At 69.3% G+C, this 16,404-nt stretch carries 16 protein-coding genes; 10 read left to right on the top strand and 6 right to left on the bottom strand.

Features of this window, described 5'->3' with window-relative positions:
- Nucleotides 1-55 precede the first annotated feature (55 nt).
- Nucleotides 56-2,200, top strand: coding sequence for a hybrid sensor histidine kinase/response regulator (locus tag ACZ5MC_RS04930; RefSeq protein ID WP_306599209.1), 2,145 nt, complete (start codon nt 56-58; stop codon nt 2,198-2,200).
- A 268-nt stretch (nt 2,201-2,468) separates the two neighbouring features.
- Here the strand turns inward: ACZ5MC_RS04930 and ACZ5MC_RS04925 are convergent, their stop codons facing one another.
- Nucleotides 2,469-3,317 carry a GGDEF domain-containing protein gene (locus ACZ5MC_RS04925; RefSeq protein ID WP_464517168.1) on the bottom strand — a complete coding sequence of 283 codons (849 nt, stop codon included), beginning with the start codon at nt 3,315-3,317 and terminating at the stop codon, nt 2,469-2,471.
- A 266-nt stretch (nt 3,318-3,583) separates the two neighbouring features.
- On the opposite strand from ACZ5MC_RS04925, the gene ACZ5MC_RS04920 reads away from it, so the two are divergent.
- Both ACZ5MC_RS04920 and ACZ5MC_RS04915 read left to right on the top strand, forming a co-directional pair.
- Nucleotides 3,584-5,965, top strand: a complete 2,382-nt coding sequence (locus tag ACZ5MC_RS04920) for a caspase family protein (protein WP_464517167.1) — start codon at nt 3,584-3,586, stop codon at nt 5,963-5,965.
- Nucleotides 5,966-5,992: 27 nt separating this feature from the next.
- Entirely contained in the window at nt 5,993-6,784 is a 792-nt protein-coding gene (locus ACZ5MC_RS04915) for an SHOCT domain-containing protein (RefSeq protein WP_306599206.1), read from the top strand.
- A gap of 153 nt (nt 6,785-6,937) precedes the next feature.
- Here ACZ5MC_RS04915 and ACZ5MC_RS04910 read toward each other — a convergent pair whose 3' ends face one another.
- Nucleotides 6,938-7,732, bottom strand: a complete 795-nt coding sequence (locus ACZ5MC_RS04910) for a peptidoglycan DD-metalloendopeptidase family protein (protein WP_464517166.1) — start codon at nt 7,730-7,732, stop codon at nt 6,938-6,940.
- 35 nt (nt 7,733-7,767) lie between these two features.
- Here ACZ5MC_RS04910 and ACZ5MC_RS04905 point away from each other — a divergent pair, with 35 nt between their 5' ends.
- From ACZ5MC_RS04905 to ACZ5MC_RS04885, 5 genes are read left to right on the top strand one after another with little or no spacing between them, the layout of a single operon-like run.
- Nucleotides 7,768-9,456 (top strand): ABC transporter substrate-binding protein, encoded by a 1,689-nt coding sequence (locus ACZ5MC_RS04905; RefSeq protein WP_464517165.1) that lies wholly within the window; start codon nt 7,768-7,770, stop codon nt 9,454-9,456.
- Entirely contained in the window at nt 9,453-10,322 is an 870-nt protein-coding gene (locus tag ACZ5MC_RS04900) for an ABC transporter permease subunit (protein ID WP_306599203.1), read from the top strand. The genes ACZ5MC_RS04905 and ACZ5MC_RS04900 overlap by 4 nt, the downstream gene beginning before the upstream one ends.
- A complete protein-coding gene (locus ACZ5MC_RS04895; protein WP_306599202.1) occupies nt 10,319-11,101 on the top strand; it encodes an ABC transporter permease subunit in 783 nt (260 codons plus the stop codon). The genes ACZ5MC_RS04900 and ACZ5MC_RS04895 overlap by 4 nt, the downstream gene beginning before the upstream one ends.
- Complete coding sequence (locus ACZ5MC_RS04890) at nt 11,098-12,033, top strand: ABC transporter ATP-binding protein (protein WP_306599201.1); 936 nt, start codon at nt 11,098-11,100, stop codon at nt 12,031-12,033. The genes ACZ5MC_RS04895 and ACZ5MC_RS04890 overlap by 4 nt, the downstream gene beginning before the upstream one ends.
- Complete coding sequence (locus ACZ5MC_RS04885; protein ID WP_464517164.1) at nt 12,030-12,779, top strand: ABC transporter ATP-binding protein; 750 nt, start codon at nt 12,030-12,032, stop codon at nt 12,777-12,779. Before ACZ5MC_RS04890 ends, ACZ5MC_RS04885 begins: the two co-directional genes overlap by 4 nt.
- Nucleotides 12,780-12,853: 74 nt before the next feature.
- Here the strand turns inward: ACZ5MC_RS04885 and ACZ5MC_RS04880 are convergent, their stop codons facing one another.
- The 4 genes from ACZ5MC_RS04880 to ACZ5MC_RS04865 form a co-directional block, all read right to left on the bottom strand.
- A complete protein-coding gene (locus tag ACZ5MC_RS04880) occupies nt 12,854-13,222 on the bottom strand; it encodes a response regulator (protein WP_306599199.1) in 369 nt (122 codons plus the stop codon).
- A 120-nt stretch (nt 13,223-13,342) separates the two neighbouring features.
- On the bottom strand, nt 13,343-13,612 hold the full coding sequence (locus ACZ5MC_RS04875; protein WP_306599197.1) for a hypothetical protein: 270 nt from the start codon (nt 13,610-13,612) through the stop codon (nt 13,343-13,345).
- Between the two features lie 416 nt (nt 13,613-14,028).
- Complete coding sequence (locus ACZ5MC_RS04870; protein WP_306599196.1) at nt 14,029-14,778, bottom strand: SDR family oxidoreductase; 750 nt, start codon at nt 14,776-14,778, stop codon at nt 14,029-14,031.
- Between the two features lie 49 nt (nt 14,779-14,827).
- Complete coding sequence (locus ACZ5MC_RS04865) at nt 14,828-15,406, bottom strand: TetR/AcrR family transcriptional regulator (protein ID WP_464517163.1); 579 nt, start codon at nt 15,404-15,406, stop codon at nt 14,828-14,830.
- 204 nt (nt 15,407-15,610) lie between these two features.
- Here ACZ5MC_RS04865 and ACZ5MC_RS04860 point away from each other — a divergent pair, with 204 nt between their 5' ends.
- Nucleotides 15,611-15,886, top strand: a complete 276-nt coding sequence (locus ACZ5MC_RS04860) for an AbrB/MazE/SpoVT family DNA-binding domain-containing protein (RefSeq protein WP_464517162.1) — start codon at nt 15,611-15,613, stop codon at nt 15,884-15,886.
- Entirely contained in the window at nt 15,883-16,161 is a 279-nt protein-coding gene (locus tag ACZ5MC_RS04855) for a hypothetical protein (protein WP_464517161.1), read from the top strand. Before ACZ5MC_RS04860 ends, ACZ5MC_RS04855 begins: the two co-directional genes overlap by 4 nt.
- Nucleotides 16,162-16,404: the final 243 nt, after the last annotated feature.

The following is a 16,404-nucleotide window of genomic DNA, read 5'->3' as shown; positions in this document are numbered from 1 at the left end:
CGCCCGGAGAAATCGGGGGCATACTGCAGGGATCATCCCAGCCAGGAGCCGGTCCATGTTCCCCTTCAGCGGGTCCAGCCGATTCAACGCCAGGGTCCTCCCCGAGGACCCGCGCGACCTGGAGCACCGCCTCCTGACGATCCTCTGCCTCGTGGCGGCCCTGGTGTCGTTCCTGGTGGTCATTCCCATGAACCTGGTGCACCACTTCCCGCTCCGGGTGCACCTGGTCATGGGCGGGTTCGGCGCGGCCTCCTTCGCCCTCTACCTGGCCTGCCGCGGCGGGCGCTATCCCGGCGTGCTCTCCCTGGCCGTCATGCTGGCCACCCTGGACTTCGTCTGGTTCTTCAAGGGGGCCAGCAGCGGGGCCATCCCCCTCTTCTTCGTGCTGCCCACCACGTTCGCCGTGATCTTCTTCCGGGGCCGCAAGCTGGGAATCCTGCTTGGACTCCTGCTCCTGAACGGCGTGCTGATCTTCGCGGCGGACCTGCTCTGGCCGGGCCTCGCGGCGCCCTACCGGTCCCAGGCGCAGCGGATCCAGAACGTCTTCTCCAGCTTCGTCATCTCCAACTGCCTGGCGGCCCTCATGATCTGGGTGGTCATGTCCGGCTACCGCCGGGAGCGGGGCCGCCTCCAGGCCGCCGCGGACGCGCTGGCCAAGTCCGAGGAGCTGCGCCGGGCCCTCCTGGCCAACTCCTGGGACATCCTCTCCATCCTGGACGCCCAGGGGAACCTCACCTACAACTCCCCGGCGGCCCAGCGCATCCATGGCTTCAGCCCCGAGGAGATGGTGGGCCGCAACACCCTGGAATTCATCCACCCCGATGACCGCGAGGCCGTGCAGAAGACGTTCCAGGCGATCCTGGCCGCCCCCGGGGCCCGGGGCGTGGTGCGTTACCGCTACGCCTGCAAGGACGGGCACTGGGTGGACATGGAGGCCGTGGGGGTCAACTACCTGGACGACCCCACCGTGCGGGGCATCGTCACCAATTCCCGGGAGATCACCGAGCGCGTCCAGGCCGAGGCCGAGCTGCGCCGTTCCGAGGAGGAGCGCCGGAAGGTGGAGGCCCAGCTCTGGCAGTCCCAGAAGATGGAAAGCCTGGGCAGCCTCGCGGGCGGCGTGGCCCACGACTTCAACAACATGCTCGGCGGGATCATCGGCTTCGCGGACCTGCTCCTGGCCCGGGAGGAGGACCCGGAGCGCAGGAAGCACCTCCAGGCGATCCTCAAGGCCGCGGAGCATTCCAGCGGCATGACCGCCAAGCTCCTGGCCTTCGGCCGCCGGGGCAAGAACATCCTGGAGTCGGTGGACCTGGACGCCCTGGCGCAGGAGGCCTGCGGGTTCGCGGCGGCCTCCCTGCCGCAGGGGGTGACCGTGGACCTGCGCCCGGGCGCCCCGCCCCGGGTGGACGCGGATCCGTCCCTGGTGAACCAGGTGCTCCTGAACCTCCTGGTGAACGCCGCCGAAGCCATGCGGGGCCCCGGCGCCATCGTCGTGCGCACCTGGGACGAGCGGCTGGAGGGGAGCGCCGCGGCCGCGCTGGGCCTCGCCCCGGGCCGCTATGCCGCCCTGAGCGTCAAGGACGCCGGCGTGGGCATGGACGAACCCACCCGGGCCCGGCTCTTCGAGCCCTTCTTCACCACCAAGGCCGACGGGAACGTCCTGGGCAGCGGCCTGGGGCTCTCCACCGTGTACGGGATCCTCCAGTCCCACCAGGGCGGCGTCCAGGTGGAATCCGCCCCGGGCCGGGGCTCCACCTTCACGGTGCGCTTCCCCGAGGGCGCCCTGCCCGCCCCGGAGGGCTCCGCCCCGCAGGCCCCCCTTCCCCGCGGCAAGGGCACCATCCTTATCGTGGACGACGAGCCGGTGATCATGACCCTCATGGTCGAGGCCCTGCAGCGCCTGGGCTACACGACCCTGTCGGCCTGGGACGGGGAGGAGGGCGCCGACCTCTTCGCGCGGACCCACGCCGACCTCAGCGCCGTGATCCTGGACCTCAAGATGCCCAGGCTGGGCGGCACCGGCTGCTTCCGCCGGATGCAGGCCGTGGATCCCGGCGTGCCCGTGCTCATCTGCACCGGCTACGGCGACAACGAGGAAGTCCAGGACCTCCTGCGCCTGGGGGCGAAGGGCCTGCTGAAAAAACCTTTCCGGGTGGCGGAGCTGGCCGGGTGGATCCGGACGCTGGTACCCGAGGCCTAGGAGCCTGTCTACGTAATAGGAGGCCCCGCGACGGCGCCCAGAAGCGTGATTATCGAGCGCAAGGCCCGCAGGAGGATTAGGTCAATCCTTCAAGGGACTTGCACACGATAAGCGCGCTTCTGGGCGCCGCCCTTCGGGTGATGGCAGCGGGGCCAGCAACTCTGCGTCAGGCTCGTCAACCGCAGTCCCGCTGCGGCTTTCCTCGCCTTCCTTGATTTGCTAGCCCCGGTGCCATCATCGCGGGGCCTCCTATTACGTAGACAGGCTCCTAGGGCCAGACGAATCCGGGCTCCGAACAGACCACGTCCACGAGCCCATGGGCCCGGGCCCAGGCCAGATCCCAGGTCTCCATGTCCCGCACCGGCTCCGGGGTGGCGTCGGCCTTGAAGATGGCCCCCACGTAGCGGTCCCGGCCGCTTCGCTTGGCCGCCGCAAGGCACTGTTCCGCGATCGCCACCCCCTGCTCCCAGGTGCCCAGCTCCGGCCCCAGGGGCAGCAGGGGAAGCGCCGTGAACCCGATGGAGATGCGCTTGCGGATCTGGTCCCCGCCGGGCAGCTGGAAGGTCAGGTCCCGCACGGCCGCCAGGAGGTTCCGGGCCACGGTGGGGGCGCCGGAGCGCCGCGCCCGGCGGGCCACCACCAGGAAGGTCCCCCCGCCCCACCGCACCCGGAAATCGGTCTTGCGGGTGATCCCCTTGAGGGCCTGGCCCAGCTGGCAGAGCACCGCGTCCCCCGCAGCCTGCCCCCAGGTGTCGTTGACCTGTTTGAAGTAATCCAGATCCATCAGGTACAGGAGGATGTCCTCCTTGCCCTCGGCGGGGTCCCGGCCTGCGGCCCGCATTTCCTGGTAGGCGCGCCGGGCCTGCTGGGCGTCCGTGGCAAGGGAATGGTCCAGGAACCGCCGGTTGTGGAGACCCGTGAGGGGATCCACGAGGCTGGCCTCCTGGAGGGCCCGGTTGGTCGCCTCCAGGGCCTTGGCGTTGTCATCGATCTGGCGCTCCAGGTCGTTGTTCCGGTCGAACAGGCGTCGGATCCGCCACTGCAGCCAGAAAACCGAGAGCCCCAGGACGGCCAGGGCCGCCAGGAGGAGGAACCAGGTGAGCCACCACGCAGACAAACCATGGCCCTCGCCCGCGGCGGCCGCCGCGATGGGGGCGAGAGCGTAGGGGAGGAAAGGCAGGTTCAGGAGGGCACCCCCGAAGGAAGGGGACGGTTGGGGTCGAGGCGTTGGGTACCGCCTGACCCCATTAGATGGCATTTGACGGCGAAGGATCCAGCCTTTCTCGCCCCCGCTTGACAGGAGTCCTCCGCCGGGGGGATAGTTGGCCCATCAAATCAAACAATTCAAGCGAAAGCGTACCTGCGCCCAGCGAGGGGGTCCCCATGCTCCTTTCCCGTTCCCTTCTCAACCCCCTGGCCCTGGCCCTGCTCCTGGGCGCGGCGCTGGGTTGCCACATCCAGCCCAAGCTCCAGGTGGAGGCCCGGGACACGGCCATGGAGGTCAAGAAGAAGGTGCCGCTGGTCGGGGCGGTGAGCTATTCGCCGGACGGCCGCCTGGTGGCATCCGGCGGCTCGGACCAGGTGGTGCACGTGTGGGACATGACGGCGATGAAGGAGATCCGCCGGTTCAAGGGCCACACGGGGTTCATCAAGGGCGTGGGCTTCCTGGCCGACGGCCGCACCGTCACCTCCACCAGCAACGACGGCACCCTGAAGTTCTGGGACCTGGCCACCGGCTCCGAGACCCGCAGCGTCCCGAAATTCCTGGACGGCCTCCTCGGCATGTCCGTGGGCGTGCCGGTGACCCCCGACGGGCGGTTCGCCCTGGGCATCACCTCCTCCATGTTCTCCGAGTCCTGGACGCGCAACCTGCACGACCTCCGGTCCGGGACCATCACGCAGCGGTTCCCCGGGAAGTTCGGCGCGCTTTCGCCGGACGCGAAGACCGTCCTGATCCTGGACCGGCAGGTGTCCCTCGTGGACCGGGGCTCGGGCAGGGTCCTCTGGCAGACGGCCCTGGGCGGCCGCAAGTCCCTCTCCTGGGCCCTGGCCGCCTTCTCCCCGGACGGCACCCGCATCGTGGCCATGGACCAGTCCACCGGAGGTCCGATGTCGGCCGTGGACACCACCTTCTTCCTCCTGGACGCCAGGACCGGCCAGCAGCTTAAGGCCTTCGGCCACCACCAGATGCCCGGCGGCCTCATCTCCATGAACAAGATCCTCGCCCAGATCAGCGCGCTGGCCGTTTCGCCCGACGGCAGGTTCCTGCTCAGCGGAGACCTGAAGGCCAGCTACAAGCTCTGGGACATCGAGGCCGACCGCATGGTGTGCCAGATGAAGGCCGCCGACGAGCTCACCGGCAACATGCTCAACAACGTCCCCTCCATGGCCTTCGCGCCTGACGGCCGGACCCTCGTGGCCTCCACCCTGGGCGCGGCCCGGTACTTCGACGCGGCCACCGGGGCGGAGCTGGCCTCCATGATCGCCTTCGAGGACGGGGAGTGGCTCTTCATGACGCCCAGCGGCTACTACAACGCTTCCGAGAAGGGCGACCAGAACCTCGGCGTGACGGTGAAGGGGCAGCCCTATACCATCGCCCAGCTGCGGGAGTCCTTCTTCCGCCCCGACCTGGTCAAGCTCGCCCTCTCGGGAGGCTCGCTCGCGGGGTACCGCAAGGTGGCCGACGTGCGCCCCCCGCCCGTGGTGTCCATCGTCGACACCCCTTCCGCGGTGGCGGCGGGGGAGGCCACGGTGACCCTGCGCATCGCCGACTCCGGCGGCGGCATCGGGGACGTGCGGCTCTACCTGAACGGGTCCGCCGTCGTGCTCGACCGCGGCCGGGGGCTGGCCGTGGTGGGGACCGGGGACACGGTGCGGAAGTATCCCCTGAGGCTCACCCCCGGGCTCAACACCATCCGCGCCATCGCCTTCAACGACGACAACTCCATGCAGAGCGCCGACGCCGTGCAGACCGTCACCGCGTCCTTCCTGCCCGCCGCCAGGCCCTCCCTGCACGCCCTGGTGATCGGCATCAACGAATACAGGAACCCCAAGCTCAAGCTCGATTTCGCGGTGGCCGACGCGGACCTGTTCGCCGAGACCCTCGCCGCCACCGCGGGCCCCCTGTTCGGGGAGGTCCATGTCAAGCGGCTCACCACGCCAGGCGATACCACCCGCGAGAGCATCATCCGCGAGCTCCGGGCCATGCAGACCCTGAACCCGGACGACCTTTTCGTCTTCTACGTGGCCAGCCACGGCACCGTGGACGACGGCGAGTACTTCCTCATCACCTCGGAGGTGGGCTCCACGTCCACCGCGAAGCTGAAGACCGACGCCCTCAGCCAGAACCTGGTCAAGGAGCTCATCGCCAACATCCCCGCCACGAAGAAGCTGGTCGTCATCGACACCTGCGGCGCCGGCAAGCTGGGCGACGCCATCCAGGTGGCCATGATGACCCGGGGCATGAGCGAGGACACCGCGATCAAGGTGCTGAGCCGCGCCGTGGGCTCGACGGTCCTGGCCGCCTCCACCTCGGTCCAGGAGGCCCTGGAAGGCTACCAGGGCCACGGCCTGTTCACCCACGTCCTCACCGAGGGCATGAAGGGAAGGGCCGACAGCGACGGGGACGGCTTCGTCAAGACCACCGAGCTGGCCAACTACGTGGACGACGAGGTGCCCCGGCTCGCCGAGAAGATCTTCAAGCGCGCCCAGTTCCCCACGGTTTCCCCCAGCGGCATGGGGTTCCCCATCGGCAAAGTGCGGTAGGATCGAAAAATCCCGAGGTAGCTCGCCATGAGACTTCTCCCCGCCGCCCTGGCCCTGATGATGATTCCCGCCGCCCACGCCGCGCCCCGCCGCACCTGGGACTTCGGAAACCTCAGCTACGTGAGGCGGACCCCCGCCGAGAAGGGGGCCCAGGCCAACACCCATCCCCTGGCGGTCGAACCCGCGGTGCTCGCCCAGGCCCTGGCCTCCGTGCGCTTCGCCAACGGCCCCAAGGACGCCCCCCTGTTCACCCCCGCCGAGGCCGACGCCATGTCCAAGGCCATGGCGGAAGCCTTCGCCGCCGCCGGCCCCGGGGAGGACCTGGTGGTCCTGAGCACCTTCAAGCGCGAGAGCGGCTTCTTCGCCGAGTCCCTCGGGGTGACGGCGCGGGTCTTCGCCACCGGCGGCCGACTCAACCTCATCGTCCACGACACGCGCCTGGACTTCGTCTACGCCTACAACCTGGACAACAAGCTGCCCCCCTTCGACTACGGTTACCGGGACAAGGCGGGCGCCGCCGTCCTGAAGGCCCCCGGGGCCGAGGCGCGCAGGGCGGACTGGCTCGTGCTTCCCCTGGCCGCCCCGGCGGAAAAGCCGGTTCCCGTGGCCGCGACCCCCGCGGCCGCCCCCGCTCCGGCCCCCAGGGCCGCCGAGCCCGTGGCCAAGGCGCCCGCCGCGGTCCCCGCCAGCATCGAGGAGCGCCTGCGCGGCCTGAAGCGCTTCCGGGAGCAGGACCTGATCACGGAAGCCGAATACGCGAAGCAGAAGCAGGAGCTCCTGAAGGAATACGCCAAGGGGACCGAGGGCAAGGCGGACTAGAGGATCCTCGGCCTCGTGAGGACCTGGTTCAACGCGATGTTGATGTCGTATTCAGACTGGAGAGGGGGCGAATGAAGGGCATTTCACGGGGCCTCGGCAATGACGTGTATAGATCTTGCGAGCGATACCCATAAGTCATTAAGTTTATTAGGCTTACTTTGAACCCTCCGCCCCCCGGGTCCCCTGCAGGAAGATCCTCGGATCCACCCGCGCGTTGTTCAGGCTCAGCGACCAGTGCAGGTGCGGCCCCGTGGCCCGCCCCGTCATGCCCACCCGCCCCAGCGGCTCCCCGGCCTTGAGCACCTGCCCGTCCTTCACCAGCACCTTCGACAGGTGCGCGAACAGGCTCACCACGCCCTCCCCGTGGGCGAGGAACACGGCGTTGCCGCTGAAGAAGAAGTCCCCCGTGAGCACCACCACGCCCGCCGCCGGGGCCCGCACCACCTGGCCCGCGCCGGCCTTGATGTCCAGGCCCGAGTGGGGCGACCTCGGCTCGCCGTTGAAGACCCGGCGCATGCCGAAGGAGGCCGTGAGGGCGCCGGAGGTGGGGTGGAGGAACTTCAGGGTGGGCTCGAAGCCCTCGGGCCAGGCCACCCACGCCGGCTTCGTCAGGGCGCCCTCCTGGGCGATGCGGGCCTCGTCCTCGGGCGAGGGGTTCACCTGGCGCTTGTTCTTGAGGGTGACGTGCTGCTCGGGGTAGTGCTTGGCCCGGATGGTGAAGGGCACGGCGGCGCCTCCGGCGTCCAGGCTGTCGGGGCCGGGCTTTGCGGAGAGCGGGATGCCCACCACCGCCTCCCACCCCCGGGCGCCCTTGCGCACCAGCACGCGCTCCCCGTGGTAGGCGGCGCGGGGCCCCGGCACCGGAACCACCGCCACGCCCCCGGGCACGGGCGACGCCTTGAAGGGCAGCGCGGCGAGAAGGGCGGGGAGGAGCAGGGCCGGGAACATCCCAGAACCGTAGCATAGGTTAGTCTGTACCCAGAATGATCCGTCCTCCGCGCACACCCTGGCTCACGCTGGGCCTCTGCGGCCTCCTCGCCCTGGGCGTGGCCGCGGCCCGGCACATCGCGCGGCCCCGCTACGCGCCGCCCACCCGGGTGGAGGACGCCGTCCTGCGCATCGCCATCAACCTCACCCCCAACACCCTCGACTGGAACCTCAGCAGCGACTTCAGCCCGCCCAACTACACCGTCGCCCGGGCCACCATGCGCGGGCTCTACACCTGGACCGCCACCCAGGACCTGGTGCTGGACGTGGCCGGCGCCTGCGCCGTGGACGACCCGTCGCACCCTGTGGAGTACACCTTCCGCCTGCGGGACGACGTCTTCTGGTCCGACGGCGCCCCCCTTTGCGCCGCGGACTTCGTCCTGGGCTGGCGCCGGGCCCTGGACGGCAAGGAGAGCAAGTACTTCAGCGACATCGTGGGCGTGCGGGACTACCTGGCCCTCCCGCCGGGGCCGGGGCGCGCCGCGGCCCTGGCCCGCGTGGGCTTCCGGGCCCTGGACGCCCGCACCTTCCAGGTGCGCCTCGCGGCGCCCAGGAGCTATTTCCCCGGGTACCTGGCCGGCGTCTACGCCTTCTACCCCGCCCCCTCCCACCGGCTGCGGGGCCTGTCCGAGGACCAGATCCGCGCCTACTACCGGCGCACCGGAGGCGGCGACCCGCTGGCCCTGGGGCCCTACCGCATCCGGGAATGGAACCGCCTGGACGAGAGCATCGACCTGGTGGCCAACCCCCACTACCCCGCCCTGCCCGGGCGGGTGCCCCGGGTGGTCCTGTTCCCCTCGGACCTGGCCACCATGCTCTACGACCAGGGCCGCGTGGACTTCAACTTCCTGGACGACGGCCCCTCCACCTTCCGCCACCCCGCGGACCGCCGCCAGGCCGCGCTCTGGAGCACCTTCTGGATGGGCCTGAGCACCCGGCTCCTGCCGCTGGACGTGCGCCGGGCCATCGCCATGGCCCTGGACCGGCGGGCCCTGGGCGAGCACGTGCTGCCCCGCTTCCGCGCGGCCTCCCAGCTCCTGCCGGAGGGCTTTCCCGGGCGCCTGGGGGACGGGGACCCCCGTCTCAGGGCCCTGCCCCCCTTCGACCGCGCCGAGGCCCGGCGCCTCGTGGAGCGCGCCGGCTGGACGGGCCGCGAGCTCACCCTGGTCTACCACGAGAACGGCACCTTCCTGCCCGAGGCGGCCCTGGCCGAGGGCGTGCGCGTCCAGCTCGCGGAGGTGGGCCTGCGGGTGCGGCTCCTGGGAACCCGGACCATGACCGAGGAGATGCTCACCCAGGACCGCCGCGCCCGGCACGAGCTGCACTTCCGGCGCACCGGCGCCGACTTCCCCCACCCCCAGGAGTTCCTCCTGCCCTTCACCTACAGCGGCGACCCCGCCCAGGACAACGGCAGCTACACCGGCTTCGAGGCCGGAGGCGCGGGCCCGGCCTACCGGCGCTTCGAGCGCGAGGCCCAGGCCACCGCGGAAGTGGCACCCGCGGCCATGGCGGACCGCGCCTGGGAGGCCCAGCGGATCCTCCTGGCCGAGGAGGTGGTCGTGGTGCCCCTCTTCTACCCGGACCGCTACTTCCGCACCCGGCCCTGGCTGCGGGAGCTGACCATCGACCCCTTCAACTTCATCGACTTCACCCGGCTCACCTGCAGCCTGCCGGTGAAGCCGTGAGGCTCCGGTTCCTGCGGGACCTGGCGATCATCCCCATCGTCGCGTTCCTGGTGCAGGCCCTGGTGGTGCGCCTTCCCGTGCCCGTCAACGAGGACGCCAAGCGCCCCCAGGTGGTCTCCCTCCAGGCGCAGATGGAGCGCGACCTGGGCAAGGGGCAGGCCCTGGGGTTCCTGCGGCCCTGGGTCAAGCTCGCGAAGGGGGAGCCCCTGGGCAACGACCAGCAGGGCTTCGACATCGGCGACCTGGCCGCGGCGCTGGGCAGCAGCCTGCGCATCGGGCTCATGGGGCTGGTCCTCTCCCTGGGCTGGGCCTACCTGTACGCGTGGTTCCGGGTGCGCACCCGCAACCGCCTCGACCGGCGCACCCTGGAGGTCCTGCCCGACCTCATCTACGCCACCCCGCCCTTCTTCTTCGCGCTGGCGCTGGCCATCCCCCTGGGCACGCACCTGGCCGGCTCGCGCCTGCCCTTCGAGGCCGCCGCCGCCCTCGCCACGGCGCTGCCGGCGGCGGCCTTCTTCGGGCAGGTGCTCTATGGCGCCCTGGCCCGGGAGATGGGGCGGCCCTACGTCCTCACCGCACGCGCCAAGGGCCTCTCCGACGACCGCGTCATCTGGCGCCACGCCATGCCCAACGCCACCCTGGTCCTCCTGGACGGCGCCGTGCCCAAGGTGACCCTGCTCCTCACCGGCAGCTTCATCGCCGAGCGGGTCTTCAACATCCACGGCTTCGGCTACCTCTACGTCTACGCCGCCGAGCAGCGCCAGGCGGCCCTGGTGGTGGTGGGCACCACGGTGTTCGCGGCCCTCCTGGTGCTGGTGTCCATGGCCGCCCAATGCGTGCGCTCCTGGCTGGAGCCCGCGCCATGACACCGCGTGCCAAGGGCCTCGCGGGCCTCTCCCTCCTCCTGCTCCTGCTGGCGCTGTCGGTCCTGCCGCGCTGGATCCACGCCTGCCCCTTCGGCATGGACCTGGAGTTCCCCACGCAGACCGTCTGCGAGCGCGCCCTGGGCGGCCTGGGACGGTCCATGGCCCTGGCCGCGGGCGTCGCGGGCCTCACCACCGCCCTTGGCATCCTGCTGGCGCTGGCCGCCGCCCAGGCCAAGGGCGCCGTGGACTTCTCCATCACCAAGGTCTCGGAATTCTTCTTCGCCCTGCCCGACATCCTGGTGCTCATCACCATGGCCTTCCTCCTGAAGACCGCCCGGGACCTGGGCTTCCTGGACCTGGACCCCACCCTGGCCGTGGGCGCCTCCCTGTCGGTGATCGGCTGGGCCGTGCCCGCCCTGATGTTCCGGGCCCGGCTCAAGGCCCTGGGCGAGGCTGAGTTCGTGTCCGCCAGCCGCGCCCTGGGCGCCGGCGAGGCCTGGATCCTGGCGCGCCACCTGCTGCCCCAGATGAAGGGCTTCATGCTGGCGGTCTTCCTGCTGCGGGTGCCGGCGGTGATCTTCATGGAATCCACCATCAGCTTCCTGGGCTTCGGCCTGCCCCCCACCACGCCCAGCCTGGGCACCTACGTGGGCGGCAACTACCGGAACCTCATCCTGGGCGAGTGGCGCATCGTCCTGCCCGTGTGGGCCCTGCTCCTGCTCATCTCCATCGGGTTCTCCCTGGTGGGCAAGGCCCTGCTGGCCGGGGAGGACGCGTGAGCGCGCACCTGGAGGCCCGGAACCTGGGCATCGCGCTGCGGGGCGGGAACCTGCTGGTGGAGCGCCTCTCCTTCGACCTGGCCGCGGGGCGCACCCTGGGCCTGGTGGGCGAGAGCGGCTCGGGCAAGAGCCTCACGGCCCAGGCACTGCTGGGCCTGCTGCCCGAGGAGCGCTTCGAGGTGACCGGGAGCCTGCGGATCCTGGGGGAGGAACCCGGGGACTGGAAGCGCCTGCGCGGCAAGGTCATCGCCATGGTCTTCCAGGAGCCGCGCCTGGCCCTGAACCCGCGCATGGAGGTGGGCCGCCAGATCGCCGAGGTCCTCGAGCTCCACCAGGGCCTCTCCCGGGCCGGGGCCGGCCGCGAGGCGGCGCGCTGGCTGGACCGGGTCGGCATCGCCCCCGCCCGCGCCCGGGATGTCCCCGCGACCTTCTCCGGCGGCATGCTCCAGCGCATCTGCATCGCCATGGCCCTGGCCGCGGGCCCCCGGATCCTCGTGGCCGACGAGCCCACCACGGCCCTGGACACCACCGTCCAGGCCCAGGTGCTGGACCTGGTGGGCGACCTGCAGCGGGAATTGGGCCTGGCGGTGCTCCTCATCACCCACGACCTGCCCCTGGCCGCCCAGCGCTGCGACGACCTTCTGGTGCTTTACGCCGGCCGCCCCATGGAGAGCGGCCCCACCGAGCGCGTCCTGCGCCGCCCCCTGCACCGCTACACCGAGGCACTCCTCGCCTGCGCCCGGTTCCCGGCCGAAGCCGGCACGCCCCTGGCCGCCATCCCCGGGCAGGTCCCCCTGGTCACGCCGCAGTCGATCCCCCCCTGCGTCTTCGCCGACCGCTGCCGCGCCGCGCGGGAGGACTGCCTGAACCGCTCCTACACCTGGTACCCCGAAGGCCACGCCTGCTTCCACCCCTGCGGGGAGGACCCATGATCCTCCTGGAAGCCCGGGCCGTCCGCAAGGCCTACCAGGGCCGCCCGGTCCTGGCCGGCGTCGCCCTGGCCCTGGAGGAGGGCCGCACCCTGGGCCTGGTGGGTGAGAGCGGCTCGGGCAAGACCACCTTCGGCCGCATCCTCATGGGCTTGGAGCGCCCCGACGCGGGCGAGGTCCTCTACCGCGGCGAGCCCATGCCCCCGCAGCGATCCCCGGCCTGGCGCGCCCTGCGCCGGAAGATCCAGGCCGTCCACCAGGACCCCTCCGCCGTGCTCAACCCCTGGTGGACCATCCAGGAGGTCCTGGAGGAGCCCTTCCGCGTCCACGGCATGCCCCGCGCCGAGCGCCGCGCCAGGATCCCCGCCCTCCTGGACCAGGTGGGCCTCCCCGCCGCCGTGGCCCCGCGCCTTCCCGCGGAGCTGAGCGGCGGCCAGAAGCAGCGGGTGGTCATCGCCCGGGCCCTTTCCCTGGAACCCGACCTCCTCTTCGCCGACGAGCCGGTGTCGGCCCTGGACACCTCGGTGCAGGCCCAGATCCTCAACCTGCTTCTGGAGATCCGGCGGGAGCGCCGCATGGCCATGGTGATCGTCTCCCACAACATCGACGTGGTCCGCCACATGGCCGAGCGCACCCTGGTGCTGCGGGACGGCCTGATCGTCGAGGAGGGCCCGTCCCAGGTCCTGTTCGAACACCCCGAACATCCCTTCACGAGGGCTCTTGTGGCGGCGCTGCCGAGGCTGGAGTAGGGGTCCCCGGGCTCCAGCCCCCTCCCTGGCGACCGAACCACCGGCAGCCGGGAACCGGCCTGAACCGGGTCGCCTCACGGAGGCAGCAGCCTGGCCACGAGGCTCAGCACCTGGTCCGGATGGAAAGGCTTGACGACCCATGCCTGCGCGCCCAGGGCCCTTCCCAGGCGCTTCATGTCCGCACCGGATTCGGAGGTGAGCATGACGACCGGCGTGCGCGCGTGGCGGGCGTTCCCGCGGAGCGCCTTGAGCAAGGAGAAGCCGTCCATGTTCGGCATGTTGATGTCGCACAGCAGGAGATCGACTTGGCGATCGTGGAGGCAATCCAGGGCCTCCCTGCCGTCCCGGGCCTCCACCACGTCGAACCCGGCCCGGGTCAGGACCAGGCGCAGGAGAGCCCTCAAGGTCGAGGCGTCATCGACGATCATGATGGTCTTGGGCATGGATCGGCTCCCGCCTTTCTCCGGCAAGCCCAGGGGTGCCGAGGCGCCCCGGGCCGCTGAAGGCCACTTGGTCAATCCGTCTCTCCGCCACGCTAGCTCGCAGGACCGATTGAGTGGATTCTAGGAAGCCTTTTCAAAATGACAAACCAATATTTGTGACTTTCCTGCGAATTCTGGGAATTCCGCGGCCCTGGGGACCAAGGCGCAGCAGGACCGCATCCAGCCCGCCGAGGATGCCGCTGAACGAAGCGGTACTGTCTTTTCCAGATCGGAGCTGCGAAATTTCCAGATCCCGGCTGAAACATTCAATAAGCAAGCCATTGTTTTCCAACAGTTATCGAGCGTATATTCCAGATCGGAATTTTTACCCTTGGGGATCGCCTCACCCATGGCTCGATTCGTTCACCACGAACTTCGCCTGCTGAACCCGGCCTTTTCTTCGCCGCTTCCGGATGTGCTCACGGATCTGGAATACCTGCGCCGCCTGGAACTGCGAAGTACGACCCCATGGCCCGTTTTTCTTCAGCTCAAGCAGGTCTCCAGGCGCGGGTGCTCCTGCCCGCCCTGGTCCATGCCCGCCAGCGCCAGTTGGTGACCTCCGCGGAGGAAGCCGTACTGTCGGCAACCATCAGGGCAGGAACGGTGAAGGCGGGCGAGGTGATCGAGCAATGCGATGTGAAGACCCGCCGAGGCCGACCCAGCTTCACGACCCGGCTCACCAGGCCAAGGCGGCATCCGGCGGCGGCGCCAGGTGGCCCTGGAGCCGCCCGCCGGAATCTGCCGTTGGCCTTGGAACCAGGGATCCCTCAGGCCACCGCTGCCCCCCCGTCCACGACGAGTTCCTCGCCAGTCATGAAGGAACTGTCCCCGGATGCCAGGAACAGGGCGGCCCCGGCCACCTCCCCGTCGGTTCCCATGCGCTTCATGGGGACCATTTGGGAAACACTGTCCTGGAATCCGCGCAGCGCCTCCTCGTTCAGGCCCAGCTTGGCGTGGATGGGCGTTTCGATGGGACCTGGCGCCAGGCTGTTGACCCGGATGCCCCGGGGCGCCAGTTCCACGGCCAGGGACCGCGCCAGGCCGGCCAGTCCCGCCTTGGACGCGGAATAGGCGCCGGCACCGGGAAAACCCTTGCGGTCCACCACGCTGGTGGTGAACACCACGGACGCCCCCTTGCCCATCAGGGGAAGCGCCTTCTGCACGAGGAAGAAGGGGCCCTTGAGGTTCACGTCCAGGATCCGGTCCCAGTGGGCCTCGCTGGCCTCCTCCAGCGACCGGAACTCGCCGATGCCCGCGTTGACGAAAAGGACGTCCAGCCGTCCGGCTTCGGCCTGGAGCCGCCCGGCAATGCGGTCCAGGTCCCCGAGGCTGGCGCTGTCCGCCTCGAGGACGACGACCTCCGGGGGCAGCAGCTTCCGGGCCTGGGCCAGGGTTTCGGGATTGCGTCCAGTCACGTAGACCCGGGCGCCTTCCTGGTGGAACAGCCGGGCGGAGGCCAGGCCGATGCCCGTGGTGCCCCCGGTGATGAGTGCGATCTTGCCGTCGAGCTTGCCCATGATGGGATTTCCTTTCTGGAACGAACGTTCCATGAATTGTCAAAAAAAATCATCCGAGGACCGAGAGGGTCACGCGGACGATGCCCTCCAGGTCATCCCGGCTGGCGCCGGAACGGGCGGTGACCTGGAGACCGTGGATGCTGCTCTGGAGGTAGTGGGCCAGGGCGGCCGGGTCGTGCGCCGGACCCAGTTCGCCTTCGGCCTGGGCCCTGCGCAGGCGCGCTTCGAAGAGACCGAACACGTGCCTGAGGTTGTCGCGCACGCAGGCGCGGGTTTCGGGATCCTCGGCGGCCCGCTCCAGCGCGGCATGGGCCATGAGGCAGACCTGCCCTTCCGGCGAGAGCAGCCGGTCCACCGTCATGCCGAAGAGGGCGGCCAGGGCCTTGCGGAGGGGCAAGGGCCCTTCCAGGAGCTCGGCGAAGGGCCGGCTCACGCCCCGACGGTAGCGTTCCAGGCTGGCCATGTAGAGGGCCTGCTTGTCGCCGAAGGTGTCGTAGAGGCTCTGGCGGCTGATGCCCAGGTGGTCCACCAGATCCTGGATGGAAGTGGCTTCGAACCCCTTGGCCTGGAAGAGGTCCATGGCCCTTTGCAGGGTCGCGTCCTCGTCGAATGCCTTGCAGCGTGCCATGGGGAGAGTTTAGGGTTTTGGACCGATCAGTCAAGATGGGATTTTGAGGGAGGGGTCGCCCTGTCCCTGGAAGGCTTCCGGTCCTGGGCTTCATTTAACCGCCAGCCCATCGAGCATGAAGCGACCGTTCCCACCAGAACTTGACGGACCCTTGAACCGATGTACCTTTGTTACATGGGTCCAACGATCCAATGGGAGGGTGCCATGCTGCAGATGGCCGACAGCCGAAGGCGGTTCGTGATGCCCAAGGAAGCACTCATCGGCCCCAATGACCCTGCCGAGGTGGAACTTCTGCCTGATGGGAGAGTCATCATCTCTCCAGTCAGGGTGATTCCTGTTCACGAATTGTGGGCCCTGACCCCTGAAAGCACCGCCCAGACGGACGCTGCCATGAAGGACTACAAGGCTGGGCGCACCCTTTCAGTCAAGGCCCTTGATGCCAAGATCGCAGCGGGGAGCTCAAGCCGAGGGCGCAAGTGAAGCCGTCCTTCCCGGATGCCTTTGTGCTGAAACTGTTCAGCCAGGAAAGCAGCTTGATCAATGCGTTCCGCCGCCTGATAGAAAAGGTCGAAATCAGGACGGAACAACAATTACGTGAAACCAAGGGCATCCACCTCGAACCCATCAAGGCAAACCCGCCCTACCATTCCATCCGGCTGGACCAGGGCCCCAGGGCAAAGGTCCTGCTGGACGGGGAGACCATGGTCTTTCTTGACCTTGACCAGGATCACGACAAGACCTATGGCAGGAAATAAGGTTCAAGAATGACCCTCCGGCATCAACAAGTTCTTCGAAGAGGCAGTCGCATCCTTCGATGGAGACCTGAAGGCACTGGTGGAAGCCTCATTGGAGTTGATGAAGGCACGCAGAGAGCGCAATCCCACCGAGGCAATCTGTAATGCCAACGGCAGGGTTCTCAAGAGCACCCTACAAAAGATCGAATCTATCAAAGATTTCCTCGCCGGAATCCGAGGCATCTCGCGTGCCAAGGTGCTAGG

This window comes from Mesoterricola sp. JemC181 (assembly GCF_055384585.1).
Note: the sequence above shows the minus strand (reverse complement) of the source record. Positions and strands in the feature narration are given on the sequence as shown.